The organism is Leptospira borgpetersenii serovar Javanica (assembly GCF_003046425.1).
Classification (GTDB): domain Bacteria; phylum Spirochaetota; class Leptospiria; order Leptospirales; family Leptospiraceae; genus Leptospira; species Leptospira borgpetersenii.
The window spans coordinates 18,602-44,418 of sequence record NZ_QAJG01000007.1 but is presented as its reverse complement, the minus strand read 5'-3'; the positions used below and the strand labels follow the sequence as shown (position 1 = coordinate 44,418).

Sequence of the window (25,817 nt, the reverse complement as noted above, 5' to 3'; positions counted from 1 at the left end):
CAAGATTATGGAATTAGAACTGATTCAAATCTATAAGTTTCTCAGACTTCCGATCCTTGTGACGGCGATTATTTTGATCACTTCTTATGTTTACAACCATAAACGTAAGACACAAATGGAAGAACCTAAATTTCGAATGCTCGAGGAGGATTGATCGATGGCTCAAAATTCAAATCAGGATTTCGACGGAATCAGACAAGAAGACAATCCACTACCAACTTGGTGGCAATGGATCTTTTTGCTTACAATCCTTTTTTCCATCTTGTACGCGATCTACTTTCACCAATTTTCCAATTGGAAGCAGGACGTGGCTTACGAATTGGAAATGAAAGAACACGAGAAGAAATTTCCGAAGGAGATAGCCGTTATTTCGAACGACGGAAGTAATCCGTTTCGAGGAAACGAGAATGCAATCGTGGAAGGTGAAAAAATTTTTCAAACGACTTGCGCCGCTTGCCACGGACTTACGGGACAAGGTCTTGTAGGACCGAGTTTGATGGACCGAGAATGGATCCACGGATCGACCGATTCCCAAGTTTATGATAACATCATGAAGGGAATCGCTAACGATAAAATAAAACTGGGAAGAGGTCCTATGCCCCCACACGAAAACTCTCTCGGTTCCGAAAAAGTGTATCAAGTGATGGCTTGGATTGCGTCTCAAAACGCAAGTCTCAAAGCGGTCCGTTAAGTTTTTTGTGGTTATCTCCAGACATATTTCCGGTAAAATTCGTTCCGCAAGATATCTTGTGGAAGCGATATTAGTCCCCTTTTATCTTTTTCTTCCTTGGTTACGTTGGGAAGAACATCCTTTGATCCGACTTGACATTCCCGGAAGAAAATTTTATCTACTCGGAAACATTTTCACACCTCAAGAAGGTTTTTATCTTCATCTTTTTCTTATCGGAATGGGTTTATCCCTTTTTTTCTTTACGGCATTGATCGGAAGAGTCTGGTGCGGTTGGGCCTGTCCTCAAACCGTGTTTACGGATCTTTTCGATTTCATCGGAAGAACAATTCTCGGTTCCAAGTATGGAAAAAAAGACGCTCCTCTCTTCGGAAAGATTCTTGTTCATAAACTGTGGATTTTTCTCAGCTTACTAGGAGCTCTTGCTTGGGTCTCTTATTTTGCGGATCCGTATGAAATGATAAGCGACATTCTCTCCTCCTCCTTTTTGACCAATCCTCCCACTTGGATTTATTTTACATTGTTTTTTACCGCGACTTTATATCTTGATATGGCGTTCGTAAGAGAACAATTTTGCAAATATGCCTGTCCTTATGCGAGATTTCAGACCGTGATGATGGACGCGGATTCCATCAATGTCACCTACGACTTCAAAAGAGGGGAACCGAGGCGAAAGGCAAAAATTCAAATTGGAGATTGTACGGCATGTAATCTTTGTTTGGTAGTCTGTCCCACCGGAATTGATATCCGAGAAGGAGTAAACATAGGTTGCATCTCCTGTGGCAAATGCGTGGACGCATGCACAAAAACCATGGGTAAAGAAGGCAAGAAAACCTTAATCGGGTATATGTCCGAAAATCAGGCCAATGATCCGAAAAATAAGATCCGTTGGATACGACCCAGGAGTTTTATTTACGGAATCTTACTTCTTTGTGTTTTAATAACTTCCGTCATTCTACTCTACAACAGAATCCCACTCTACGCGAATATTCTTCCCGATAGAATCGTCCAACCGATGGAAATTCCGGGAGAAATCGTAAGAAACTTTTACAATGCTCAACTTTCGAATATGACGTTTGAAAATAGACTTCTAAACGTTTCCGTGGAGGAAAGTACTCTTCCTTCTCCAATTCGAATTCTTTTGGGAGGAACCCAAACTCCTTCCGTTGAAATCCAAGCCAACAGCGTACAAGACTTTAGAATCATCTTGGAAACGACCTTAAAATCCTCGAACCGTTCCCAATCTCAAACCTCCCATCAGATTACTTTAAAAATTACCGATTCAAAAAACAAAAACTATCAGCTGAAAAAAACGATTCCGTTTCGGATTCCCATTTCGATTCAAAACTAAAGGAAAAACTCATGGCCCTTCATAAAAGTATGAAACTCGCATTCACTTGGATCTGGATCGCATTCATTGCATTGATCTCCGCAACCGCAGTTACGATTCGATATGCAAACGAGAACTATACAGGGCCGATCGAAAGAGAATATTACGAAATAGGATTGAATTACGAAAAATCTATCTTAGAGCAGAGGAAAATGCTCGAAGAAGGATATTCCTTCGAAAGTGTTTTATTGTCCCAGAATCTAAAACTCGGAAAGAATCCGATCGTAATTCGATTTTTAAAATCCGGAATCCCAGTCAGCGGAGCCAAGATTCGAGTCGAAATCGAAAGATCCGCAACCGATCTGTGGAATCGCTCCTTCCTTCTAGAAGAAGACCCTAAAACCAAAGGGAATTACCTCGGTGTCTTGGAATTTCCGGAAATCGGAGCGTGGGTTTTAAGCGTCAAAGGAGAGATATCTGGAAGACGCATAAGAAAAACAGAAAATCTGAATATTCAATAAACAACAACATGGAATCCATCACAGAAATCGAAAACCGTTGTTACCACTGCAATACTCAGATTCGATCCGAAAAAGAAAAAATATACGCAGAATTAAAAGGGAAAACGGAATTGTTCTGCTGTTTCGGATGCAAATCTCTTGCAATCCTACTGATGGAAAACGGACTCACTCGCTTTTACGATCTTCGAGGATCGGAAATCTTAGAACCAGCGTCTTATGTACGACCGAATCCGGAAAATTTGGAAACAGATTCCACATATCAAGAATACGTAATACAAAAGGGAAATGGAATCTGCGAAACTCTAATTACGATCGGAAAAATTCATTGCTCTGCCTGTGTTTGGTTGAACGAACGAGTTGTTTCGGAACAAACAGGAGTTTTAGAAACAAGAATCAATTTTGCAACCGGCAGAATGAAATTGATTTATGATCGAAATAGAATCGATCTAAATAAAATTTTTTCCTTGATTCGAAAGATCGGTTACGAACCTGCCTTATATTCCCCTCTCAAGACGGAAACAAAAGTCGGTCTTTTTTCTAAAGATCTTTTTCTCAGAATGGCGGTCGCCGGATTTTCCTGGGGAAATATTATGTTGTTCAGCGTAGGACTTTACACTGGATATTTTTCTGGAATCGAAGTCGAGTTCAAACGTTTATTCCATTTCGTATCCTGGGTCTTTACAACTCCCGTTTATATATATTCGGGTTATCCTTTTTATAAGGGAAGTATGGAATCGATCAAAAGAAAAATGTTATCCATGGACATGTTGCTGTTTTTAGGAGTCTCACTGGCTTACTTTTATAGCGTTTACGTGACGTTAAGCGACAAAGGGGAAGTTTACTTCGATTCCGTATGCACGATCTATTTTTTTGTATTGATCGGAAAATTTCTAGAATCCACGATCCGTTTGAAAGCGGGAAGAAAAATCGGAGAACTTCTATCCGCACTCCCGGAAGAATACACAATCATTCAAGGTCTCAGACAAATCTCCGTATCCCCTAGCAAAATTCAGAAAGGAGATAAAATTTTACTCAAAAACGGGAATCGAGTTCCAGTGGATGGAATTTTGGAAACGGAAAACGCCCATTTCGACGAATCTTTTCTCACGGGAGAATCCAAACCTGTTTCCCGTAAAAAAGGAGATTCGATTCTATCCGGCTCTCTTTGTCTCAACACGAACGTTTTTGTCACCGCGACCACGACGGTAAGGGAAAGTACACTTTCCAAAATTTCGTCGTTGGTCGAAGCCGCCCTTCAATCAAAGCCGAAAATTCAAAGAATCACCGATAAGCTCTCCACCCACTTCACCTTAATCGTCCTTCTACTCGCAATTGCAACTTTTAGTATATTCTTTTTTTATTATAGTAATGGAGAATCCGCTGTTCTCAACACGATCAGCGTATTAATCGTGGCCTGTCCATGCGCACTCGGACTCGCCGTTCCCACCGCGCATGTAGCAGGTAATCTACTCTACGGGGCAAACGGAATTCTAGTTAAAAATCCGGACTCCATGGAAATTTTAAGTCACGCCGATCGAATCTATTTTGATAAAACAGGGACCTTAACTTTCGGAAAATTATCCATTCGAGAAGAATGGTTTTTAAAGCCGGACGATTCTTTCCGAATTTATTCGATTTTACTTTCGATGGAATCCAATTCCACACACCCTCTTGCAATCAGTTTGATGAAAGAAATCGAGAAAAAACTTCAACAAAAGAATAAACCTCCGGTTCCAATTTTTTGGAAAAAAATCCAAGAAGTTCCCGGAAACGGAATCGAAGCAGTTTCGTTAAACGGAGATCAAACGTATAGAATCGGAAATAGAAAATTCGTCTCTAACGGCCAAGATTCACAGGACGGAAAAATTTATATCGGAGTAAACGAGAAACTCATCGCAAGTTTTTGTTTGGAAGATACCATTCGCCCCGAAGCAAAAGATACGATTCAAAAATTAAAACCCAAGATCAGTTTTTTAGGAATCCTTTCCGGAGATTCCAAATCCAATGTCCAATCACTTGCTTCTTTTTTGGATCTGAAAAATTCATTCTACGAATTGAAACCAGAAGAAAAGCTAAAAGTCATAAAACAAGCGCAAAATAATGGAGAAACGGTCGTCATGGTAGGAGACGGAATTAATGATTCCGCTTGTTTAGCTGCGGCGAACTTGGGAATTTCGATGGGAATCGCCTCCGATTTGTCTATAGACAAATCAGATCTCGTATTACTTTCCAACCGATTGGATTCTCTGGTGCGCGCCATTTCCATATCCCGGAGAACGAGAAATATCATATTTCAGAACATTCTAATATCCTTAATCTACAACTCGATCATGATTCCTTTGGCCGCATTCGGTTTTATGCTTCCAGTCATCTGTGCGGGATTTATGACTCTCAGTTCCCTTTCCGTAGTCCTCAATTCCATCTCTTTACAATGGAGAACCGAACCATGAACGCATTGTACCTCACGATCCCTATCGCGATGCTGATAGCACTGGGAGCATTAATTGTATTCCTCTGGTCGTTAAAATCAGGTCAGTACGAAGACATCGAAGGGCCGAAATATAGAATGCTCTTCGACGACGAAGAGCCGCCGAAACAGGAAAAATTTCATGCAGACTGAACTTTTTCTAACCACGATTTCCGTGGCATTCCTCCACGGAATCACAAGTTCCCTACACTGTCTCGGAATGTGCGGGCCTTTCGCTGGAACTCTAAACCTCTACCAAAAAGAAGCGAGATTCAAAACGAATCTTTTTTACAACTTGGGAAGATTCTTATCTTATTCCACGTTAGGCGCTATATTGGGCTTTGTGGGCTCCGGACTCAATCTCGCAGGAAATATGGTTTCTCTTCGAGAATTTGCAGCGGTGATCTCCGGAATTTTCGTCATTGCCTTCGGGCTCAGACTCTTACAAAATGCCGGTCCCGAACGTTCGGGAATTTATCAAAAAGTTCTCAACAAATTTGCCACCCCTCTCCTCATTTCACTCAAACAAGGTAAAAATCTTTCCGGTGTCCCTTTGGCGTTCGGAATGGTAACGGGGCTCCTTCCCTGCTCGGCTTTGTATCCTGCTTTCAGTCTGGCGTTTGCAACCGGAAATATAGGATACGGCTCGATCATAATGTCTGCGTTTTTTTTAGGAACCTTTCCGGCTCTTTTTCTTTTTGGAATCGGGTTCCGAAAACTCGTCTTAAAACTTCCTACAAATACAATCAAATTCGCCGGGGTTGCGGTGGTCTTCATCGGAATTTCTATGATTTTCTTTCGAATGAATCATACACATATGGAACACAAAGACTCAAATAAAATTGAACAATTCCCCTCTCGAAACGAAGAACATTCTCACCATCATTGACAAAAATTCTTTCCAAACATTCAAGTTTTCTCGAGAGATTTCGATTGTAAAAAGGGACGATGACTTCTAAACTGAAACCCCGGATGAGCGATTCTCTCAAGAATTTCACGGATTCCCTTTTAAAGGATCTGGAAGAAAACGAAAACGGATTCTTCAAAATAGAAAATGAAGACGGACTCGCGTATCTTTCCGTTTTTCCCGCCGGTAAAAAAGGAAAGCCGGTAGACTCCAAAGAAATTTTAAGAAGAATCGAACTTTTTCGGATCACGGAAATTTCTCCCGCAATCATCCAAAATCTTGCTTTGAAATCGGACGGCCTTTCTCATCTTATCGGGAAATGGCCAGGTAAACCGGAAAGCTCTCGGATCGAAATTGACATCTCCGACGATCGTATGAAAGCCTATCTCATTTTTTATCCTCCTAAATACGGCGGTAGAATCTTAAACTCCGAACAAATTCAGGAATCGATTCGACAGAGAGGAATCCAATTCGGAATTCGAAAAGAAATTATCGATACACTTTCCGAAGAGCCGGAGTATGGAAAAAAAATTCTTATTGCAGAAGGTGTATCTCCGGTTCCCGGAAAAAACGGAGACATACGGATTTTATTCATTCACCCGGCGGTTCCGAATCTAGAAGAGGATGAGTATGGTAGAGTAGATTTTAAGAATATTCAAATTATACAAAGTGTTTCTAAGGATCAAAAACTTGCGGAAAAAATTTCTCCTCTACCGGGGAAAGAAGGAAAAAACGTATTCGGAGAAATTCTTCCCTATGATCCGGGGAAGGAAGCGGAATGGAAACTCGGCGCAAACGTTAGACTCTCTTCGGAAGGAACTTCCGCCATCTCTCTGATCGACGGAAGGCCGATCTTGGATCGTCAAGGAATCATACGAGTCGACGAAGTTTGCCATTTGGAGAATGTGGATTTTTCCACGGGAAACGTTAGTTTTCCCGGAACCATCATCGTGGAAGGTTCGATCGCGGACGGTTTTACTTTGGAGACGGAGGGTTCCATCATCGTCAAAAAATCCGTCGGAAAAGTTTTTCTCAAAGCCGGAGGAGATGTCGTTTTATCCGGTGGATTTATGGGAAGAAACGGCGGCCTCATCGAATCAGGATCCGACATCTATACTCGTTTTGTAGAGCAAGGGAAACTGATCGCAAAAAACACGATTTTTATAGAAGAAGCTTCTATGCACTCCGAACTTGTAGCGGGAGAATCCGTCCTCATTCGGGGAGGCAGAGGAGAATTGATCGGTGGAAGTTGTGTAGCGGGTAAATCGGTTATTTGTACAAAACTAGGCGCCATCGCGGAGACAAAAACGTCCGTTTCCGTAGGAGTACGTCCTGAGCTTCTAGAAGATCTAGAAAAACTTCGCAACGAAGTTCGGAAAAACCAGGAGATTTTAAAGAAAATAGAACAGAGCCTCGTGAAATTAAATGAAGATTCCCAGAGAAGACAACTGACTACCGAAGAAAAGGAAAGCCTTCCGAAACTTTCGGCGATCAAACAAAAATATTCAGGAATTTTAAACAATCTTCTCGGACAAGAACAGTCCATGATTATGGGTTTCGAACCGGATAAGGACTCTTATGTAGAAGTAGAACAGGAAATTTTTCCCGGAGTAGACATCTATCCTGGTAAAGGTAAAAATTTTAAAGTTCGTCTCAAAGAAATTCCTGGACCTTCCTTTGTGTTTTTAGGAAACGACGGAAACACCCAGATCACAAAAGTCAGACCCAAACGTCTCGGGATTTTACAAGAAGAAAACTAAAAGCAGGCTTTTCTCATTTCTTATGCCGAACTCACGTTAAATTATAAACATTCATGAAAACGTTATTCATCTTTGGATGATTGAAACAATTCCTGACAGGAAGGGATTCCCCCACCCTCCATTTCCTCACAAGGAACTTTGAGAAGGTCTTCCATACAGACTTTTACTTTGGCAATCTGTGTATCCGTAACTTTTTCATATTCGTCGGGTAGAATGTTCTGATCCTTCTGTTCTTCCATACACTGATCCACGGAATACGCGGCGTTTTCCGAAGTTTTTTCCGAGACGGGTAAGGTTTCAAGATAACGACTCGCACATTCGGCCGTTTTCGTACAAAGACGAGTAAAATAGTCCTTGCTGAGTTTTTGAACGTCTTCTCTGGAAATGGAAGGACCCTTTCTACAAGTAAAAATGAAAAGTGAGATCGAAACAAAAATAAAAAACCGTAAGATCATTTGCAAAAAAACGTTCATTTCAATTTTGTAAGAATCAGTCTGTTTCCCTCCGGCAGGGATTGATCCAGATAAAAATGATCCGTGAGTTTTTTCACGAGATAAAGACCGATTCCTTCCTCCCGATAATCATTCGGCTCATACCCTCTAATTTCGGAAAGATTTTTCTGGCTTCCAAAATCGCGAATTCGAATTTCCATACGATCGTCAAAGAGGCTGATTTCTATGAAAATCGGCAAATTTTTTCTGCCACTGTAAGAATGTTTGATTACATTGAGAAGACATTCTCCAACTGCAAGCTTGAGATCGGCAGAATCACTCGTGGTGAATCCATTCTCGAACGCCAGGTTATAGATTAGATTTCGAATGATGGAGAGATAACGAGGGTGCGAAGGAATCTGCAATCGAAACAGATTTTCTAGATTTTTCTTTTTCCCGGAATCCATTTCGACCTTAATTCAATTTTTCTAATAAAACAACACGGTATTTTCGAATACAAAAACCCTTGTTAGATCGTTCTTATTCCGATCACTCTCTCAAATTGAAAAACTCAAGGAATGAGCAACTCACAGAAAATTCTTTCTTTTAAAATCCGACTTTTATCCTCTAGGATGAAATTTTTTATGAACTTCTTTCAAAGTTTTATTTGCCATGTGAGTATAAATCTGCGTCGTGGAAATATCAATGTGGCCCAAAAGCTCCTGAACCGATTTCAAATCCGCATGATTTTCCAACAAATGAGTCGCAAAGGAATGTCTGAGAGTATGTGGAGTCACTTTTTTAGAAATAGACGTCCTTTTTATATAATGGTTTAAAAGTCTCCAAACGGATTTACGATTGATATAAGATCCTTTTTTAGAAACGAAAAGATATTCGCAGTTTCTCGCTTTGAGAATAAAAGGCCGACTCTGTTTCAGATAACGGTTCATTATGTCCAAGGATTTTTCTCCGAAGGGAACCAACCTTTGACGTCCTCCCTTTCCTTCTACGGTCAGAATCATTCCTTCCAGATCCATGTCGCTTAACCTTAAATTGCAAGCCTCCGAAATCCTAAGCCCCGAAGAATACAATAATTCGAAAATACATTTGTCTCTGAGTTCGTAAAGGTTATCCTCTCGGATACTCGCGAACAGTTCCTCGATCTCATCCTGTGTCAGGTAATCCGGGATACTTCGCATTACCTCGGGAGTTTCGATCTTCTCGGTCGGATTGGTGTCGAGTTTTTTTTCGTCCTTTAAAAACTTGTAAAACTGTCGAATTGCAACCACTTCTCTTGCTATCGTTTTCGAACTGATCTTGCGATCCCTTTCCTCATTCAAAAAACGCATAATATCATTCGCCTGGACCTTTAGGAAATCTATATGCTCCTTTTCCAGAAAGTTCTTAAACTTGTTCAAATCGTATCCGTAAGAGTAGATGGAATTGTCACTTAGTCCCTTTTCTACGGAGAGATATTCCTGAAAATTTTGAAGTAGGTTGTTATGTGAAGATGTCACTGTTTTTAGTCCCGTCTAAAATGTTTAACAAGTATTAAATCCTTCGGACGTTTCCCCTCAGGAGAATTAAACTTTTTTATGTTGCCTAATGGGTTTATTGGAAAATTCTAATCGAAACCCTAGACAAATACGGTCTAAATTTTCTTTTTTTCTAACGACGAAAGTAAAAACTTCTGCATTTATGAGACCCAATATCCGATACATTTTTTTCTTTTTTCTCACGTTTTTCTTCTCCGTTTCCTGCTCCTCCGACGAGGAAACAATCTGGAACGCGAGAGATTCTCTTTCCAGAGGAAATACTGCGGAAGCAATGCGTCTTTACGAATCGATTCTAAAAAAGAATCCGACCCATTTGGAAGCAAACCGCACTCTCGGAATGATTCTTGCGGACAGTGGCCTCGCTCTCAATTCCGCCGCGTTCTATCTGGAAAAGGCCGAATCTTCTCTTCCCGGCGATTCCTCCCTTTTACTTTATCTTCTTGAAATTCATTTACAAGAAAAAGATAGGGATAAAACGAAAAGAATCCTGGAAAAAATTTCCAAGTCAAAAGATAAAGAAATCGAAAGTTATGCTATTTTTCTAAAAGATTGCCTTCTTGAAAAAAAGAAAAACGGATCGGAATTCAACAGATTTAAAACGAGCACAATTCCAACCCTTCTTCCTCCAGCGAGACGTTTGTTTTTGAAATGCGAACTTTCCCTTTACGGTGTATCTCACAACTCGGATCCCATCCATCCAAAAAAACAAACCGGTCATCTACCTTCAAAATTTCCCAAACTCAACCTATTACCCCTTTTTGAAAGTAGTGTAAAGACTTTGCAACACCAACCCCATAGAGTTTTTTCCCGAGCGTCATGAGTTTCATAAATCATAATAAACTAAACTTGCTTTTGCTATTCAATTTCTACGAGCTGTTCCCAAAGTTTAGTTTCTCTACTTTTAGGAGTCGCTCGATAAGTCGTTCTTTTTTTGTTTTATCTGTTCCTTCCACAAAGCGCAAACTTTCCCCCGCATCACCTCTTATGCCAATCCCCTTATGAAATCATTTCCATATAGTAGAATTATTCTCCTTTTTATCTTCTGCATTGCGTTAGGTGAAATATTAATGAGAATGTTTCCTCCTGCAGGCCTCATTTACAGGCTGAGAGACAAGCAGGTCCACTGTATCGAAGAGTGGGAAATTCCGGAAATCATGCTTTGCCCGAATTCCGATACAACCCTACCTCATCCTGCGGGATTTACATTCCGAGTAAGGGTAGAAGAGCACGCGGAAAGAATCGTTTCGGAGGAAAAAGTAATCCCCGGAGCAAAACCGGAAATATGGTTGATGGGAGATTCGATCGCCTACGGTTTCGGACAAAACGATTCCGATACGATCGCTTGGAAATTGCAGGAAAAGCTCAAACCTTACGGAATCCAAGTTCGAAATCTCGGAGTAGACTCTCTCGGCACAAGTGGAATTCGAAGAAAAATGGAAAGGGCGATTCTTTGTAAAGACTTTGCAAAGAAGGATTGTATTTTACCGAAAGCCGTATTTTGGATCTATCATCCTTCGGACCTACAAGACGTGTATAGAGAAATCTATTTAAGAAATTCATTCTATGGAAGATGGCTTTTTCGATTCTCTGTCTTTTTATCCAGATACAGTGCCCTCTATAATTATTCCAAAATTCAAAACGAAAACAGGAGATTGAAAAAACTCCGTAGTAACGGCCCCGAAACGATTCCGGAAACTCTTAGCGATTATCCGGACGATCATCCGTCCTTCAATGAAATGAGATTTTTTTTCGACACTTGCAAAAATCTTAATATTCCTTTAACCGTGGTTTTATACCCGAACGGTTCTCATTCCTTGACCCCTCTTCCATCCACTCCTTTGTTAGACCAAGTCAGTGAAATCGCAAAACACAAAGGGATTCCGGTTTTAGATACAAGACCTGATTTCATCCGGGAATATAATCGAAACAAAACCGATTTTTACCTTCAAAACGACGGACATCCGAATGCAATCTCAGCAAAGTTGATCGCTGATAGAATTTCAGAAAAAATTCTGAGTCAATCATTTTGATTTGATTATTTTATTTCGATTTTATCCCCAAAATGCGATGGGAGCATTATCTTGGAACTATTTTTGGTATGGGAATTATATTAGAGTTGTTGAAAAATTAATTCTTCATCTGTTTCCGTTTCATGAAAATGGTCGATTAAAGCAGTTTTGTTAATCTGAATTATGGAATTTTTCAACAACTCTATTACTGATCCCTATAAAATCATAACCTTACCCACAAGTTGAAAAGGATTTTAGATCAGAAGGATCAAAAACGCACATTTTTCAAGTGTTCCGACAAGAATGAGGCTTTTTACTTGCAAGAAGTATGATTTTGTGGTAAAGAAAACCTCCCGAGTCTTCCCACCGCCTCTCCCCTCCACCCAAAATCAGGGTGGGGCGTAAGTTTCACAGAGGATTTGTAGTAATTCCGACAGATTTATCTTCAGATCCAAGTATTTGTGGCTAAGGTTATGCTATAAAATAGAGTACCGTTAATTTGAGCATAAATCCCGCGTTTGATGAAGAATTTTAGACACTCTATTATGTAGAAATGAGTAGGACATTTCTATAACCTGTAGGAACTCCTTCGTTTTGTGAAAAATTCGCGATGATATTTCTATCGAAATCTTGGGACAAACTCAAAAGAAATCTTAAACGCACGAATAAGTTTCTATGAAAAAATAATACGACAAGAATCTAAATTCAAAACTGAAAATAGAGAAACGGCTGACTTACCGTCACGCTGTAGAGAATAAAACCGACAAGTATCATCATTCCCGCCAAAGGATAAACGACCCAAGGTTTATTTTGAAGATCTTCCATCCGAGTCCGTCTTTTCTCCTGAAGATAATCGGCTCCGAATAAAATGATCACAGCCGCCAAAACCGCAAACGGAATCTGTAAAGTCCGACCATTCTCCCAGGAGAAAGTTCGCTTAACAATGGCAAACGCAAGCTCCAAACTAGTGTTGTATCCGTATTCCGGCGACGCTTTGGCCCGAAAGAAAAACATAGAAAAGGAAAAAATAAGAAACGAATACGTGTATTTGATCCAATCCGGAATTTTATCCCAACCGCTTTTTAAAACGGAAAAAGAAAAGACAAATCGTTCCAACACCATCACAAACGCGTGGCAAGCCCCCCAAATGATAAAATTCCAATCCGCTCCATGCCAGATTCCGCTCACAAAAGTAGTAATGAACACGTTGAAGTACGCTCGGAAAACACTCACCCGATTTCCGCCTAAGGAAATGTAGATATAATCTCTGAGCCAGGAGGAAAAGGATATATGCCACCTTCTCCAAAGCTCCGTTACGGTCTGAGACAGAAAAGGTCTCATAAAGTTTTCCGGAATGGAATATCCTAGAATCCTTCCGGTTCCGATCGCAACATCCGAATATCCGGAAAAATCGCAATAAATCTGAAAAGAAAACAAGAACGCCGCTAAAATTAAAGACAGAGAGTCATAAGCTCCCGGATTGGCGAACACCGGATCCACGGTTAGAGAAATGGGATCGGCTACGAACGTTTTTTTAAAAAGGCCCCAAGACAATTGTCTGATCCCGGGAAGAAGATTTTCTTTTTTATAAGTATAATTCTCCAAAAATTGATGGAGCATATCCTGAGCACGAATGATCGGTCCCGCAACAAGTTGGGGAAAAAACGAGAGAAAAAGTCCGAATTGAAAGAGACTTCTTGCCTGCCGAACGGTTCCACGGTAGACATCCACTGCATAAGAGATCGCTTGTAAGGTAAAAAACGAAATACCCATCGGCAAGATCGCGCCCGTTGAAGAAATGTAGGCGGGATCGCAAGGTTTTGAATCCGTAAATACATTCCAGGCGTGAATGGAAAAATCCATATATTTAAATAGATAAAGAAGTAATAAATTCCCCCAAACGGCTATATTTAAAAAGAATAATTTTAAAAATTTAGAATGCGCGGTTTCCATACCCCTTACGGCGTAATACGTCAAAACGATAGAATAAATTAGAAGAAGAATAAAAGGAATTTTGAATATAGCATAAAAATACAAACTCACTACCAAAAGCCAAAACCGTTGCAATTTTGCGGGAAGCCAGAAATAGAGGCAAATTACGAGAGGAGCGAAAACAAGATATTGAACCGAATTAAAGAGCATTTTTTTCCAATTCCTTGAGCTGTTTTTCCAAGGCTCGTCTTGCCCATCGGTTTCCGAACACGGTCAAATGTCCATCTTCGGGAATAAAATAATCCCGAATCCCTGAAAACTTTTTCCCTTTTGCGGTTTCAATCACTTCTCCGCACATCTCCCCGGTTTCTTTTCTAAGTTTAAGTACAGGGATTTTCTTCTTTTCAAAATAAGCCGCGGCTCGAAGCGCATAATTTTCTAAAGGATGATAGAGCCCTTGATTTCTGCAAAAGATCTCTTCTACCTGAATCGGCATCAAAACTATGATCAACCGAATCCCTTTTGATCTTGTGTATTCCACCATTTCGTCGTACGCTTGTTGTGTGATTTTTGGAAGAGGTTCTAAAGAGCCAAGAGGCGGTTCTTTTTCCTGACAGGAAAAGTAATCCGGAATCGGTTCGGGACAATACTTCCTTTTATATTCCTTTTTGTTCATACCATCCGGATTAGGAACTGAAAGTACATTCGATTTTTCGAATACTCTTTTCTCGTCGGAATCACATTTCGTTTCCGAAGTTTTAAAAAAAGAATCCCTCATATATTTTGCGGGGGTTTGTTCGGCAGTAGAAGCGGAGGAAAGTCCAGTAGAATTCCATTCTGATCTCAAACGGAACAGAGTGAATCCATATTGCACCTTTAATTGTTCAAAAGCCAGTTTCAAAGCTTGAAGCGTATAAGAAGCTCTGGAAAGTTCGAATTGAATTCTAAAATTTCGGTTAAAACCCGGATCTTGACTTCGAATCTCGTCTATCTCGTCATCCGATAACATTCCTTTCGCCCTAAGCTCTTCCGGAATCGTAAAGTCGTTTCCTGAAACGAAAAAAAGAACTTCTTTTAGATTCTTTAATTTAGGAGCCATGTCTTTCAATCTTCGAAGCGCTCCTAAAGAACCGTATGCGTCCACCGCTAGATTTAAAGTCTGCCTTGCCCCACCTTTTAATTCGATCCCGTTCAACAAATGACAAAACGTGTCTTCATCAGAAACTCCAAAACCCATAACGAGACTATCCCCCAAACAGGCGAGTTGGGGGGTTTTCGGGTCGGGTTCTTCCAAGCCTCTCATTCCGAGAGAATTGGTTCTGAATCTTCCTTCCCATTTTCCGGCAAAATGGCGGATGTAAATGTCCTGATCCGGTGCAAGATCCACGTAATAAACCGGATTGTATCTATGGAGAAGTTTTTGATCTCTATAAAATTGAAGAGAGGGACTTTTGAGTAAGTTGAGAAGAATTTCCGTTCCGATCAAAACGAGAATGAAAAATACAAGGGCTCGTCCTGCCCAGAAGAAAAATCCTTTCATGGATAGAGGAAAGGTTGGAATATAAGGCTTGTCTGGCAAGCGAATTCTATCTTCTTCCTTCAAGGTGAGGATCCACTAGTGATGATTTTGTAGGAATTCAAACGTAAACCCAAACCTTTCCTATTCAATCTATTGAGGAACACAGTAAATCCAGACGAGTCCAAAGAACGTTTTTATCTAAAAAACCGATCTCAATACCTCAAAATCCCCTAAAACGATCCAACAATGTAGGAGTTCTCACAAATTACACCGAATTGGCGCTATATCCCTTTTATACAATTTTTCCTGTCGTTTAAAATTATAGAAGTTCTACATCTTGATGTTTTTGAAACAGTCTTTAAAGTTTGCCGAAAGAGAAAAACTTTCCAAATTCTCCCTCGAAAAAGAATCTGCTTTACATCGTAAGAGTCTAAAAATAGATCAAGTTTAGAATCATTCTAATTCGAGGAAATCATGGTCCACAAAATTGTCATCGTAGGTTCCGGACCGGCTGGACATACCGCCGCGATTTATGCCGCCAGAGCAAACTTAAATCCGGTGATGTATGAGGGATTTATGGCGGGTGGAATTGCCGCAGGCGGTCAGCTTACAACCACGACAGAAGTCGAAAACTTTCCCGGTTTTCCGAATGGAATCGACGGCACCCAATTGACCCAACTCTTCCGAGAACAATCCGTCAAATACGGAACCAAAATCCTGACACAAACCATCACTAAAGTGGATTTTTCCTCCAGACCGTTCCAACTCTGGTCGGACGAAGAGCGCATTGAAGCCGAAGCGGTAATCATAGCAACCGGAGCCACCGCAAGAAGAATGCATGTAACAGGCGAAGATACCTACTGGCAAAGAGGAATCTCCGCCTGTGCGGTTTGCGACGGAGCCCTTCCGATTTATAGAAACAAAGAACTGGCCGTCGTAGGAGGTGGAGATTCGGCAGTAGAAGAAGCTTCCCACTTAACGAAATTCGCTTCTAAAGTATATCTGGTTCATAGAAGAGATTCTCTTCGTGCATCCAAAATTATGCAAAAGAGAGCGACCACTCATCCCAAAATTGAAATCATATGGAACTCACAAGTTAAGGAAGCAAAAGGAGATGGAAAAAATCTCACCGCTTTGACCTTGGAGGACACGATGAGCGGTCAAAAAAAAGAACTTTCAGTCGGAGGACTTTTTTACGCGATCGGTCACAAACCGAATACGGATATTTTTAAAGGAATTTTAGATCTGGATGAAAGCGGTTATATCAAAACCGTTCCCGGTTCCACTAAAACAAGTATCGAAGGAATTTTTGCTGCGGGAGACGTTCAGGATAAGATCTATCGCCAGGCGGTCTCCGCCGCTGGTTCCGGTTGTATGGCCGCACTCGACGCGGAACGATGGCTTGAGTCCAGAGAAGAATAAGAATTTTAAAATATTCTTATCCATTCAAAAAGAGATTCAACGCTCAATCGTGTATTCAGATAACTCGGATTTATCACGGTCGCTCCACGAGAATTCCCTTTCCGTTTCGAATATCATAAATATAAAATGTGATTTCAGGAAGTTTTGAAACGACTGAAGACGACTTCTTCTTTTTCGATTCTTCTTTCCCTTCTTCCAAAGAAACGATCATAACCAATCTTTCCTTGCCGGAAGAAGGAAGAAATTTCTCCAAAGAGTATTTTCTCGGAAGAATCCCTACAAGAGTCGCCCCGATCGGATTATACACAAAAACCTGTTTTCGATCCTTTTGATTTAAGAATCCGTCTTTGTTCGTATCTTCCGTCATTCCGATCAAAATGAGATTTTTTCCTGTGGAAATTCCAGACACCAAAACCGAATCCAATTCGGTTTCTTCAGTCGTTTCTCCGGTTTCTTTTTCTTTGTTCGTACCAGTAAAGTAATCCCAAATGTAGACGTTTCGGTTAAATAACTTCCTATGATTTCCGGATTTTAAATCGATTACGGTGAGATTTCTTGCGTGATTCAGGTTTTTTCTGTGACCGGCAACCGTTTCTCGAGAAAGTTCAAACGGATAAAAAAGATAACGTTCCCAAAGGACCACAGAATGATTGAGCAAGTCCCCGCTCCTATCCGCGGGAGTTGTGGGGCCTTCTTTGGAGGAACCGGATTCTACCAACTCCACCCCCCTATCTAAGATGAACCAGCTTTTGGAAAGAGTAAAGACGAGAATCCCGACGACGATGACCCCGAACGTGTAAACTCCCAGCCGAATTTTTTCCATGAGTAGAAAAAAGCTCGGGAAAATACTAGGTCAATGAAAAAAAGATTCTATTTTGCCTCCAAAGCGTAAGAACGCTCCGGAACCGTTAGATAAGAAGAAATTTCTCCCGTATCTTCTCGAAGCCTTGTGTTTTGATTGAAGGTATCCAGAATAATCTTTCCGTCTTGAACAAAGTTATAAAGGTAATTTCCAGGTTTCATCTTTTTAATAAGAGTAAAAACTTCATTATCCTTTTTTAATACGTCCTCTTCCGGATCCCAATGATTGAAATCTCCAACGAGTGTGATCATCTCCGCATCCGGGGCATAAATTCTAAACTCGACGGTTCTATATTCCAATTCCTCATAGGGAGAATCCTCCAAAATTCGAGTGGTCGCGAGTTTGTCCGGCCCGGAAGGAATTGCAATCAATTTAGAAACCAAAGAACCGTTTCCATCCTCCGCCGAATCCGGGTTAGACGGGTCATGAGTGAATAAACCGTCCACTCTAAACTTATATTCCAGTATCTTAAGTTCCTCTCGAATCGTATCTCTACTTTCCGGATTCAATACAATATAGAAAATTCCATGGCTGTTCTTTTTCAAAGGGATACATCTCCAAAGAGAAAAGTTTCCGCATATAGAAACCTCCTCGTTTTCAATTCCTTCAAAAGTGAACAAAATCCCACGATTGAGAAGTTTTCCGGTTTCCAAAGATAAGGCGGAATCAATGTAACGAACGTATCTAGGAACCACCGCCTTTTTTAGTTTTTCCATCTGCCAGTAATAATAAATCTTCTCCTTTTCCACAGGTTCCAAAAAGTCTTCATAATCTTCCGATGAAAAAGATCCGATCCAATTTCCTGTATCTTCGTCGGCACCAATTGCAACGCTTATCGTCAAAAGTAGTATTAATAAAATTTTAATTACAGGGATCGATTTCATTCTGGATACAAGTTCGATCAATTTCCCAAAAAGCATAAGGTAAATCCGCAATCGTTTTCGCAGAAATCAAATCGAGTCCGATATAGGACATAAATTTTTTTCGATTCGGACACGATTTAAGGGAGAGTTTTTTCCTTGGAGAATCCACAGCCCTACCGATATAATTTAGCAGGAAATCATGGCAGAGGCGAATTCTACCCCACTGAACGAAGCTGAACTAGAGCAAATTCATTCTATTCTCCAGCCTCTATCCAAAAATCCGGAAATTTCGGAAGAACTCAATCCGATGCTTTCCGTGTTTCGTCAAAAGATGGGATACGGAACTCAAACGCTCTCTCACGACGAAGAGGAAGAATCCGAAGAATCTTCAAGAGTAAGTGAGGAAGTAGATTACGAATCCCCGGAACCGGAAAGCCTGAAAAGACCTCCTACTAAAGTTTTTGAAGATGACGATATCGATTTAGATGAACTTTTAGCAGAACCAAAAAAAGCCGCGGCTACCAACGATTTTCCCATTGAGGAAGAATCACCTATCTCGCCCGTAGACGCAGGCGATCCATTTGCAGATTTTGGAATGGACTCTGAACCGGCTCCGAGTGAGTTAAAAGAACAGGATCCGTTCAGCGATTTTGGACTTTCGGAAGAAACAAGTGCAGTCCCTCCTTCCGACGATTTTTCCTTTGGCGAAGAAAGCCCAGCTCCGACGACAGTAAGCGATCCGTTCGCGGGCTTAGATGAGATGACCACACCGTCTTCCGATGATCCGTTCGCAGATTTGACAGATACGAGTCCCGTGGAATCCGATCCATTCGGAGGAACTGATTTTGGTTCGGTGAATGACGACTTCGGTTCTTCTTCCACACCCGAAGCGGATCCGTTTGCGGATATGGACACATTCACATCCATCCCCGAATCTGCCGGAGACAGTTCCGATCCATTTGTCGGAATGGACGGACTCGAAACCCCAAGCGAAGGGGATGAGTTCGATCTTTCCGGAACAGCGCCTACCTCCACCGATGGCGGAGATGAATTGATGCCCCCGTCTCCATCCGGCGCTGGAGACGATGATTTTTTCAGCTCTCCTGCAGACTCAGGACCTTCTTCGACCGAATCCGATCCGTTTGCCGACTTTGGAGATTTAGGCCCTCCTACAGGGCAAGATCCGTTTTCGAATCTCGCCTCTTCTGCTACCGTTTCCGAAGACCCTTTTGCCGATTTTGTTCCTTCCATAGAAGAAGACACATTATCCGACATTTCCGGGGATTCTTCCTTCGAATCCTTCAGCCCCGACTTAGAATCCGATGCGGGTGAAGAAGTCTTCGATTCCGGAAGTTCCTTCGGTCTCGAAGCGGATCTGCAAGGACTCGCAAACGAAGAAAAACAGGATATCGATAAAGGGCTCAAAGACGAAGAACTCGCAATCATACAAAAAGAAATCCTCAGATATCCGCCGACTCTACGCCGTGCGGTGATCGACTCGATCGTTCAAGATCGCCTAACGCCGAGAGATCAGAAAGGGCTTCTGGAATTAATCAAGATAGAAAGTTCTCCCCAAGAAATCGCAGACTTCCTCTCCGGAGCCTTAGGAGAAACTATTTTCGTCTCTCAAAAAATGAGTGGATTCTCCAAAGACGGAGTTCCTATCATTTCTACGGATCCTGTTTATACCAAAGAAGGCCTACAAAGGCAAAGAAAGGTAATCCGCAGGACGATCATTTCAATTGCGGCTACGATTTTTCTCGTAGTAGGCGGAACGTTATTTTACAGAAACTTCATCATTCCAAATCAAGCGGCTCAGTATTACGAACAAGGCCTCATGCTGATTCGCGAGGCGGGAGTTTATCCGAAAAACAGCGAAACCCGAAAGAAAAAATTCTTCGAAGCGGAGGAATCTTTCGCTAGAGGAGAAAATATTCTTCCAAACCATCTCAAGTATCTAAATCTCTACGGCGTGGAATATACAAGAGTTGAAGAATACGACAGAGCCTTTGAAAAATTATTCGGTAAGGTAAGTCCCGATTTCGGCGCCGGAAGAGAAGAACCTTCTTCCAACGCTTGGGACAAACGTGAAAAGGTTCCCATCATCACTCTTGCCAAAGGCCAAGTCTGGGATAACACAAAACTCTCAGGAAAGAACGGAAGCGAAAATCGTATGATTCTAATCGCTCAAGACGGAATTCAAAGAAAGATCATGAAAGCCGGCGCGTATATCGTGATGCGTCTGGAAAAACAAACACACGACAATCCAACATACAAGAATTTAGGAAGATTCCATTCTTCCATTATGCCTTCTTTTACAGAACCTTTTCTCGGAGGTGGAAAATATAAAAACGATCAGCTCGCGATCAACTTTTTCAAACAGGTGTATACCGACGGAAACGAACCCTACGATGAGGAATCCACCGCAGGAATCGCGAAAATTTATTACAACCGAAGGGAATTCGGCAAAGCCGCATCGTTTTACAATAAGATCGTGGAGATCGATCCGTCTAGCTCCGTTGGGCAAGGTGGTCTACTTTCCACTTATATCGAAATGTGGAAGGAAGACGGAAACCCCCAGTTCGTGATCAACCATCACAGACAAATCAAGAACAACCTGAATATAGAAAAGGAACTTTCTCTTCACGTTCTTTCCAAGCTTGCCTCCTTTTACACCGATCTGAATAAAAAAGAATTAAGAATTCGTTATAACATTAATCCCACGGATCAGGTTTCAGGAATGGAAGTCAACGACAACGCTCTTGAAATTCTGAATCTCATCTATCATAAAACGGAAAAAGATTCCGTGACAGGAACGGAAATCGAAGGTTCCCAATACGCGGAAGGCTACTATCAAAGAGGAAGATATTTCGCTTCCATCAAGGAATCCATCCAAGCCAGAAGATTTTTCGAAAAAGCCGCGGCACTCGATCCCGCTCATTATCTCGCTTCCACAGAACTCGCGGAAAACGCTATCCGTCTCGCAAATTTCGCAGAAGCGGATAAATTGTTAAACGAATCCCTCAAACGTTTTGAGAATTACAAACAAAGCTACGGAGCAAGAGAAGAGGACGAAACATTGATCCAAGGAAACATAGGCCGTATCTATTTCGATAAGGCGAGAATCCAATATCTATCCGCAGCAGGAATTCATGAAAAAGATAAGATCACCGAATTTCCGGGACGCAAAATTTATCCGTTCCGTGCAAGAACCGCGATGGATGCGTCCGCAAAAACAAGATCCATGGAACTCAAAAACTCTCTGGACGGTTTTTCCAAAGCGGAATCGGTTCAAACCGACGAAAAAGAATTTACCCTCATTCGCAGATGGAGAACTCCCCTTCCCCTAGAAATCCAAAGAGAACTTCGCTACTTCAAGGGTTGGGTGGATTACATGAACGGAGACTTTGCCGCTTCCCTCAACGAATGGGTCGGCTTTGAAGACGAAGACGAGTACAACCATTCCACCTTGCTTATGGGTAAAGCAAACGCTTTCTTTTATACGGGCCAATATAAGGCAAGCCTTGGAAACTACCTCAAGGTCCAAGACAATATGGAAGAAAGACTTTTGAATATGGGCCTCCCAAAATCGGATGACCCATATCACCAAGAAGTCTATCAGACATTAGTCGCCGCTTACAACAATATCGGCGCGGTCTACGAAAAACAAGGAAACACCGCCGAAGCGTTGAAACATTATTGGAAAGCGATCGAAACCGCAAGAAAAATCAACGAGATTTCGGAAATCGCAATGTCGAACAAGGATCTCATATTCAAAAAAGAAGCCATTGGTCAAGATCCTCTTCTGGAAGACTGGCTCTCTCCTACTTTGGATAGTGTTAAAAAGCTGGCGAGAGAATGAGAATCTCTTGATGACGAACTCCAAAGCCCGTTAAAATTAAATTACGGAATAAATCCCACGGAAATTGAAACGGATCTGTTACTGGGCTCGTATTGCAAAGGCCTTATATACCCCAAAAATTCAATATTTTATATATAAAAATTTTTTTAATAAATAAAAATTTTCAAGTAATTTTTTCGGACTGCGGATCGTTTTAAATTCTCTGTAAAAAACTCATAAAATCAATAGAGTTGTTGATAAATTTCATAGTTCAGATTAATAAAACTGCTTCAATGGATCGTTTTCATGCAACGGGAAACGGATGGCGAATTAATTTTTCAACAACTCTAATGAAGAAAACCGACGAAAAATTTCAAATCCATTTAGATACAAATTGAAAGCTTACAAAATCAAACTTGTTTTATCACTTAAACATTCTATCAATAACAGGATAATAAAATAAAGCCTGATCGAAATCCTAACGTGGGTTCGGAATACAGTGAAACAAAGACGATTTTTTCAAACGATACAATCGAAGAATTTTGATCGATAGAAATTTTATTAAGACGCCTTTCATTTAAAAAACCACCGGATCCCTCTTTCGTATGGGGATCTCTATAAAATAGATTTTAGAATTCTCGAATGTTGTAAAACAGTGGTTTTTTCATAGGAATTTTTTATAACGTTCCGTCGTTTTTTGATTTTATAGAGATGTCCCGTACGATATTTTCGCATTTTTAGTCGAAAATTCAAAATCCTGTTTTCAAGTTTATCGTGAACAAAAACCCGGCATCCATCAAACCGCGGGAATTCAAAAACAATAAAAAAATTAAACCGACATAAATTCAAAGATCCAACGGATCATAAAACGTGGCTCACAATCAAAAAAAAATGCCCAAAGTTCAAAACTCGCTCACATCAAGCCAAAAACATCATGGATTCAGAATATTCAAATTTGATTGAGTATCTAATTTTTCTCGAAGCGATTTTAATAGAAATTGAAATTTTGCCGTTTCTACGGGGGAAAAGAATCGGTTTATCGTTTTTTCTCTGGAAGAGAAACTGAACGCGATTTCTTTTGCATGAATGATTTTATCGGCGACTTCCGTCGGAACAAAAGAGGAAATTCGAACGGAATCAGAATAATCGGTTCCCACTTTGCGAAGATTGAACCAGTCTCCGTCCAATTTTAAGGAAACACCGATCGGAAAACTGACCTCGAAAGAACTGAGATAGTAATCTAGAAAGATGGATTTTTCGGAGGTTGAATTCTTAAAAACGCCTCGAAAACTCAAGGACCGAGTGTCCCCATCGAAACAAAAAAGATGAAATCCAGGACAAAAAGAATCCGAATTGAATAAGACCTGTTCGAGAGCCGGTTCGGGAGTTCGACGGATAGAATCGCCAGAAGAACAGCCGATTCCTGCAAACAAGCTGAAACAAAAATGAAAAATGAAAAACAGAATCTTCAAAAGCTCCCCCAAAATTGTTTCCCCCATTTTTTTAGTATACCTTGGATTTGAAAGAAAATTCCATAAGAACCGGAGAATTCCAAAAAAGAAGATCAAACTTCGTCTTTGAAGAGCTTTTCTCAAACTAGGATTTTTTCTGTAACAAGCCAAGCAAAATTCAATTTTCAGAGAATCGCATTCTTGAAATCTTGGTAGGTAAATGATTTCATTTCCAAAAGATAAGATCAATATTCTCCTTCTCGAAAACGTTCACCAAGACGCATTTGATATGTTCCGGAAAGACGGCTTTAATGTGCGTCTTCTTCCCACCGCCTATTCGGAAAAAGAACTTCTGAACGAAATTGAAAACATACACGTTTTAGGAATTCGAAGTAAGACCAACGTAACTCCTTCCGTTTTAGAAAAAGCCAAAAGACTTTTGACAATCGGTTGTTTTTGCATCGGGACCAACCAGGTAGATCTTTCCGGAGCAGAAAAAAAAGGAATTCCCGTATTCAATGCCCCTTACTCCAACACTCGTTCCGTGGCAGAACTCGTGATTTCCGAAATCATTATGCTCGCCAGAAGAGTTCCAGATCATATTCGAAACACTCATTCCGGAATTTGGAACAAAATTTCAAAAAATTGTTTCGAAGTTCGAGGTAAAACGATCGGAATCGTAGGTTACGGTCATATCGGAAGCCAAGTCTCCGTTCTCGCAGAAGCGATGGGAATGAAAGTCATCTACTACGATGTCCAAACGGTTCTTCCCCTCGGAAACGCAACTCCTGTCGAAAGTTATCAGGAACTTTTGAAGAACTCGGATTTCATCACATTCCACGTACCGGAAACTCCTCAAACGATGAATCTCTACGGAAAAAAAGAAATCGAGATCACCAAAAAAGGCGCATACATGATTAACCTTTCCAGAGGAAAAGTTATAGATCTGGAAGCACTTGCCGAAGCAATCAAATCCGGTCATATCTCTGGAGCGGGAATAGACGTTTTTCCACAAGAACCCGAATCCAACAACGATCCGTTTTTAACCCCGATGCAAAATCTGCCTAATGTGATTCTTACACCGCATATAGGAGGCAGCACCGAAGAAGCACAAAAAAACATCGGTTCCGAAGTCGCGAGCAAACTTTTAAAATTCGTAAACAACGGTTCGACTACGTTCTCGGTAAATTTTCCAAATCTGGAAATCACCCCATTACCGTCCGGTCAGTATAGAATCCTAAACGTTCATAAAAACCAACCCGGCTTCTTAAAAGACATCAACTTTATGGTTTCTGAAATCGGCGCAAATATCAGCTCCCAAAATTTGGGAACCAGCGCCGAAATCGGTTATTTATCGATGGTGATCGACAAATCTGTTGGAGACGAACTCAAGGAAAAAATCGAAAAACATCCGTTTTCAATTAAAACTCGAATTCTTTATTAGAGTTGTTGAAAAATTAGTTCTCCATTCGTTTCTGTTTCATGAAAACGGTTGATTGAAGCAGTTTTGTTAAACTGAACTATGGAATTTTTCAACAACTCTATTGAAGAGAACCTCATAAAACAGCGGTTTCGCATAGGAATTCTTTAGAACGTTCTGTTGTTTTTTAATTTTATAGAGGTGCCTGAACATTTTGTCATTATCGAAAGTAGTGCGCAAAAATATAATGAAAACTTAATATAATAAACATCGATCCAGAAAGAAATTTTAGGATTTTGCTTGATCGAATCCGTCTGAGTTTTACATGGTTGTGCCATGCGTTACAATAGAATTCCAAACACAGTCACGGTCTATTTAAGTCAATTGGCCGGTCAAAATCTTCGATTGGCTGAAAATATCCTGAAAGGTCTGCTTTATAGAACCGACTCTCCCATTGAACCCGGAACGATTTTAGAACTCAAACTAGGAACGATTAGTCTTTCCGGAGCAATTCAAATTCCGGTCAAAGTGATCCGTTGCGAAAAAATTTCGGAATCGGAGTATGATCTCTATATGAACTATACCGAAAAAGATTTTAACAAGATCCAAGAGATCGAAGACTTAATCCGAGACCTTTCTTAAAGGGTTGACTTATGAAATGTTAACTTTAGTTGAGCCGTTTTTTCATCTAGATGATTTATTAAAAAATTATAATGTTCATTTCCACCTAGGAGAATTCCTTTTTTCGAGTACCCGAAAACCTTACATTTCATTCCACAATCTTAAATTTAGGATCAGTTTCTTATTTATCCCTATAAAATTGAGTACCGTAAGTTTT

22 protein-coding genes are annotated in these 25,817 nt (G+C 40.7%); 14 read left to right on the top strand and 8 right to left on the bottom strand.

Translation table 11 applies throughout. The annotated features are described in order from the left end of the window. The first annotated feature begins 7 nt into the window (after window positions 1–7). The 8 genes from CLV95_RS07170 to CLV95_RS07130 all read left to right on the top strand — a co-directional run bounded on the left by CLV95_RS07170 (window position 8) and on the right by CLV95_RS07130 (window position 7,673). Window positions 8–154: a hypothetical protein gene (locus tag CLV95_RS07170; RefSeq protein ID WP_002722804.1), complete on the top strand. Its 147-nt coding sequence runs from the start codon at window positions 8–10 to the stop codon at window positions 152–154. 3 nt (window positions 155–157) lie between these two features. Continuing rightward, complete coding sequence (locus CLV95_RS07165) at window positions 158–691, top strand: cbb3-type cytochrome c oxidase N-terminal domain-containing protein (protein ID WP_002722850.1); 534 nt, start codon at window positions 158–160, stop codon at window positions 689–691. A gap of 7 nt (window positions 692–698) precedes the next feature. Beyond that, window positions 699–2,039, top strand: a complete 1,341-nt coding sequence (ccoG, locus tag CLV95_RS07160; protein ID WP_002722751.1) for a cytochrome c oxidase accessory protein CcoG — start codon at window positions 699–701, stop codon at window positions 2,037–2,039. 11 nt (window positions 2,040–2,050) lie between these two features. Next, window positions 2,051–2,539, top strand: coding sequence for a FixH family protein (locus tag CLV95_RS07155; protein ID WP_002735813.1), 489 nt, complete (start codon window positions 2,051–2,053; stop codon window positions 2,537–2,539). A gap of 8 nt (window positions 2,540–2,547) precedes the next feature. Next, window positions 2,548–4,989 (top strand): heavy metal translocating P-type ATPase, encoded by a 2,442-nt coding sequence (locus CLV95_RS07150; protein ID WP_002722829.1) that lies wholly within the window; start codon window positions 2,548–2,550, stop codon window positions 4,987–4,989. Then, the gene (gene ccoS / locus CLV95_RS07145; RefSeq protein WP_002722753.1) at window positions 4,986–5,159 is read left to right on the top strand and encodes a cbb3-type cytochrome oxidase assembly protein CcoS; all 174 of its coding nucleotides are present in this window, start codon (window positions 4,986–4,988) and stop codon (window positions 5,157–5,159) included. Before CLV95_RS07150 ends, ccoS begins: the two co-directional genes overlap by 4 nt. Next, window positions 5,149–5,895: a sulfite exporter TauE/SafE family protein gene (locus tag CLV95_RS07140; RefSeq protein WP_002735698.1), complete on the top strand. Its 747-nt coding sequence runs from the start codon at window positions 5,149–5,151 to the stop codon at window positions 5,893–5,895. Before ccoS ends, CLV95_RS07140 begins: the two co-directional genes overlap by 11 nt. 83 nt (window positions 5,896–5,978) lie before the next feature. Next, on the top strand, window positions 5,979–7,673 hold the full coding sequence (locus CLV95_RS07130; protein ID WP_002735818.1) for a DUF342 domain-containing protein: 1,695 nt from the start codon (window positions 5,979–5,981) through the stop codon (window positions 7,671–7,673). A gap of 62 nt (window positions 7,674–7,735) precedes the next feature. On the opposite strand, the gene CLV95_RS07125 is transcribed toward CLV95_RS07130, so the two are convergent. The 3 genes from CLV95_RS07125 to xerD form a co-directional block, all read right to left on the bottom strand. Next, window positions 7,736–8,146 (bottom strand): LA_2478/LA_2722/LA_4182 family protein, encoded by a 411-nt coding sequence (locus tag CLV95_RS07125; protein WP_002735890.1) that lies wholly within the window; start codon window positions 8,144–8,146, stop codon window positions 7,736–7,738. Next, a complete protein-coding gene (locus tag CLV95_RS07120; protein WP_002722786.1) occupies window positions 8,143–8,571 on the bottom strand; it encodes an ATP-binding protein in 429 nt (142 codons plus the stop codon). Before CLV95_RS07120 ends, CLV95_RS07125 begins: the two co-directional genes overlap by 4 nt. Before the next feature lie 153 nt (window positions 8,572–8,724). After that, the gene (xerD, locus tag CLV95_RS07115) at window positions 8,725–9,621 is read right to left on the bottom strand and encodes a site-specific tyrosine recombinase XerD (protein ID WP_002722782.1); all 897 of its coding nucleotides are present in this window, start codon (window positions 9,619–9,621) and stop codon (window positions 8,725–8,727) included. Window positions 9,622–9,709: 88 nt separating this feature from the next. Here xerD and CLV95_RS07110 point away from each other — a divergent pair, with 88 nt between their 5' ends. Beyond that, the gene (locus tag CLV95_RS07110) at window positions 9,710–10,480 is read left to right on the top strand and encodes a tetratricopeptide repeat protein (RefSeq protein ID WP_002735752.1); all 771 of its coding nucleotides are present in this window, start codon (window positions 9,710–9,712) and stop codon (window positions 10,478–10,480) included. Window positions 10,481–10,658: 178 nt separating this feature from the next. After that, entirely contained in the window at window positions 10,659–11,690 is a 1,032-nt protein-coding gene (locus CLV95_RS07100; protein ID WP_016749575.1) for an LA_2486 family SGNH/GDSL-type esterase, read from the top strand. 684 nt (window positions 11,691–12,374) lie between these two features. Here the strand turns inward: CLV95_RS07100 and CLV95_RS07095 are convergent. Then, a complete protein-coding gene (locus CLV95_RS07095; RefSeq protein ID WP_002735808.1) occupies window positions 12,375–13,811 on the bottom strand; it encodes an MBOAT family O-acyltransferase in 1,437 nt (478 codons plus the stop codon). Next, entirely contained in the window at window positions 13,801–15,141 is a 1,341-nt protein-coding gene (locus CLV95_RS07090) for an LA_2490 family SGNH/GDSL-type esterase (RefSeq protein WP_026054835.1), read from the bottom strand. Before CLV95_RS07090 ends, CLV95_RS07095 begins: the two co-directional genes overlap by 11 nt. Before the next feature lie 453 nt (window positions 15,142–15,594). Here CLV95_RS07090 and trxB point away from each other — a divergent pair, with 453 nt between their 5' ends. Next, window positions 15,595–16,542: a thioredoxin-disulfide reductase gene (gene trxB, locus CLV95_RS07085; RefSeq protein ID WP_002722784.1), complete on the top strand. Its 948-nt coding sequence runs from the start codon at window positions 15,595–15,597 to the stop codon at window positions 16,540–16,542. A gap of 73 nt (window positions 16,543–16,615) precedes the next feature. Here the strand turns inward: trxB and CLV95_RS07080 are convergent, their stop codons facing one another. Together CLV95_RS07080 and CLV95_RS07075 are read right to left on the bottom strand one after the other, a co-directional pair. Next, on the bottom strand, window positions 16,616–17,365 hold the full coding sequence (locus CLV95_RS07080) for a hypothetical protein (RefSeq protein ID WP_002722847.1): 750 nt from the start codon (window positions 17,363–17,365) through the stop codon (window positions 16,616–16,618). A gap of 47 nt (window positions 17,366–17,412) precedes the next feature. After that, window positions 17,413–18,324: an early set domain-containing protein gene (locus CLV95_RS07075; RefSeq protein WP_016749578.1), complete on the bottom strand. Its 912-nt coding sequence runs from the start codon at window positions 18,322–18,324 to the stop codon at window positions 17,413–17,415. A 142-nt stretch (window positions 18,325–18,466) separates the two neighbouring features. On the opposite strand from CLV95_RS07075, the gene CLV95_RS07065 reads away from it, so the two are divergent. After that, window positions 18,467–22,129, top strand: a complete 3,663-nt coding sequence (locus CLV95_RS07065; RefSeq protein ID WP_002735737.1) for a tetratricopeptide repeat protein — start codon at window positions 18,467–18,469, stop codon at window positions 22,127–22,129. A gap of 911 nt (window positions 22,130–23,040) precedes the next feature. Here CLV95_RS07065 and CLV95_RS07060 read toward each other — a convergent pair. Further along, entirely contained in the window at window positions 23,041–23,592 is a 552-nt protein-coding gene (locus tag CLV95_RS07060) for a hypothetical protein (protein ID WP_002722848.1), read from the bottom strand. Window positions 23,593–23,779: 187 nt separating this feature from the next. Between CLV95_RS07060 and serA the strand changes: the two genes are divergently transcribed. Together serA and CLV95_RS07050 are read left to right on the top strand one after the other, a co-directional pair. Continuing rightward, window positions 23,780–25,003: a phosphoglycerate dehydrogenase gene (gene serA / locus CLV95_RS07055; RefSeq protein WP_002722821.1), complete on the top strand. Its 1,224-nt coding sequence runs from the start codon at window positions 23,780–23,782 to the stop codon at window positions 25,001–25,003. 312 nt (window positions 25,004–25,315) lie between these two features. Beyond that, a complete protein-coding gene (locus tag CLV95_RS07050; RefSeq protein WP_002759866.1) occupies window positions 25,316–25,621 on the top strand; it encodes a PilZ domain-containing protein in 306 nt (101 codons plus the stop codon). The last annotated feature ends 196 nt before the right edge of the window (window positions 25,622–25,817 follow it).

What these genes read in the sequence shown, in the direction of transcription:
- CLV95_RS07150 (WP_002722829.1), top strand. Translation starts at nt 2,548, where the DNA reads ATGGAATCCATCACAGAAATCGAAAACCGTTGTTACCACTGCAATACT.
- CLV95_RS07110 (WP_002735752.1), top strand. Translation starts at nt 9,710, where the DNA reads ATGGGTTTATTGGAAAATTCTAATCGAAACCCTAGACAAATACGGTCT.
- CLV95_RS07140 (WP_002735698.1), top strand. Translation starts at nt 5,149, where the DNA reads ATGCAGACTGAACTTTTTCTAACCACGATTTCCGTGGCATTCCTCCAC.
- CLV95_RS07065 (WP_002735737.1), top strand. Translation starts at nt 18,467, where the DNA reads ATGGCAGAGGCGAATTCTACCCCACTGAACGAAGCTGAACTAGAGCAA.
- serA (WP_002722821.1), top strand. Translation starts at nt 23,780, where the DNA reads ATGATTTCATTTCCAAAAGATAAGATCAATATTCTCCTTCTCGAAAAC.
- CLV95_RS07170 (WP_002722804.1), top strand. Translation starts at nt 8, where the DNA reads ATGGAATTAGAACTGATTCAAATCTATAAGTTTCTCAGACTTCCGATC.
- CLV95_RS07090 (WP_026054835.1), bottom strand. Translation starts at nt 15,141, where the DNA reads ATGAAAGGATTTTTCTTCTGGGCAGGACGAGCCCTTGTATTTTTCATT.
- CLV95_RS07075 (WP_016749578.1), bottom strand. Translation starts at nt 18,324, where the DNA reads ATGCTTTTTGGGAAATTGATCGAACTTGTATCCAGAATGAAATCGATC.
- CLV95_RS07125 (WP_002735890.1), bottom strand. Translation starts at nt 8,146, where the DNA reads ATGAACGTTTTTTTGCAAATGATCTTACGGTTTTTTATTTTTGTTTCG.
- trxB (WP_002722784.1), top strand. Translation starts at nt 15,595, where the DNA reads ATGGTCCACAAAATTGTCATCGTAGGTTCCGGACCGGCTGGACATACC.
- CLV95_RS07155 (WP_002735813.1), top strand. Translation starts at nt 2,051, where the DNA reads ATGGCCCTTCATAAAAGTATGAAACTCGCATTCACTTGGATCTGGATC.
- CLV95_RS07100 (WP_016749575.1), top strand. Translation starts at nt 10,659, where the DNA reads ATGAAATCATTTCCATATAGTAGAATTATTCTCCTTTTTATCTTCTGC.
- CLV95_RS07080 (WP_002722847.1), bottom strand. Translation starts at nt 17,365, where the DNA reads ATGGAAAAAATTCGGCTGGGAGTTTACACGTTCGGGGTCATCGTCGTC.
- CLV95_RS07165 (WP_002722850.1), top strand. Translation starts at nt 158, where the DNA reads ATGGCTCAAAATTCAAATCAGGATTTCGACGGAATCAGACAAGAAGAC.
- ccoS (WP_002722753.1), top strand. Translation starts at nt 4,986, where the DNA reads ATGAACGCATTGTACCTCACGATCCCTATCGCGATGCTGATAGCACTG.
- CLV95_RS07130 (WP_002735818.1), top strand. Translation starts at nt 5,979, where the DNA reads ATGAGCGATTCTCTCAAGAATTTCACGGATTCCCTTTTAAAGGATCTG.
- CLV95_RS07120 (WP_002722786.1), bottom strand. Translation starts at nt 8,571, where the DNA reads ATGGATTCCGGGAAAAAGAAAAATCTAGAAAATCTGTTTCGATTGCAG.
- CLV95_RS07095 (WP_002735808.1), bottom strand. Translation starts at nt 13,811, where the DNA reads ATGCTCTTTAATTCGGTTCAATATCTTGTTTTCGCTCCTCTCGTAATT.
- CLV95_RS07050 (WP_002759866.1), top strand. Translation starts at nt 25,316, where the DNA reads ATGCGTTACAATAGAATTCCAAACACAGTCACGGTCTATTTAAGTCAA.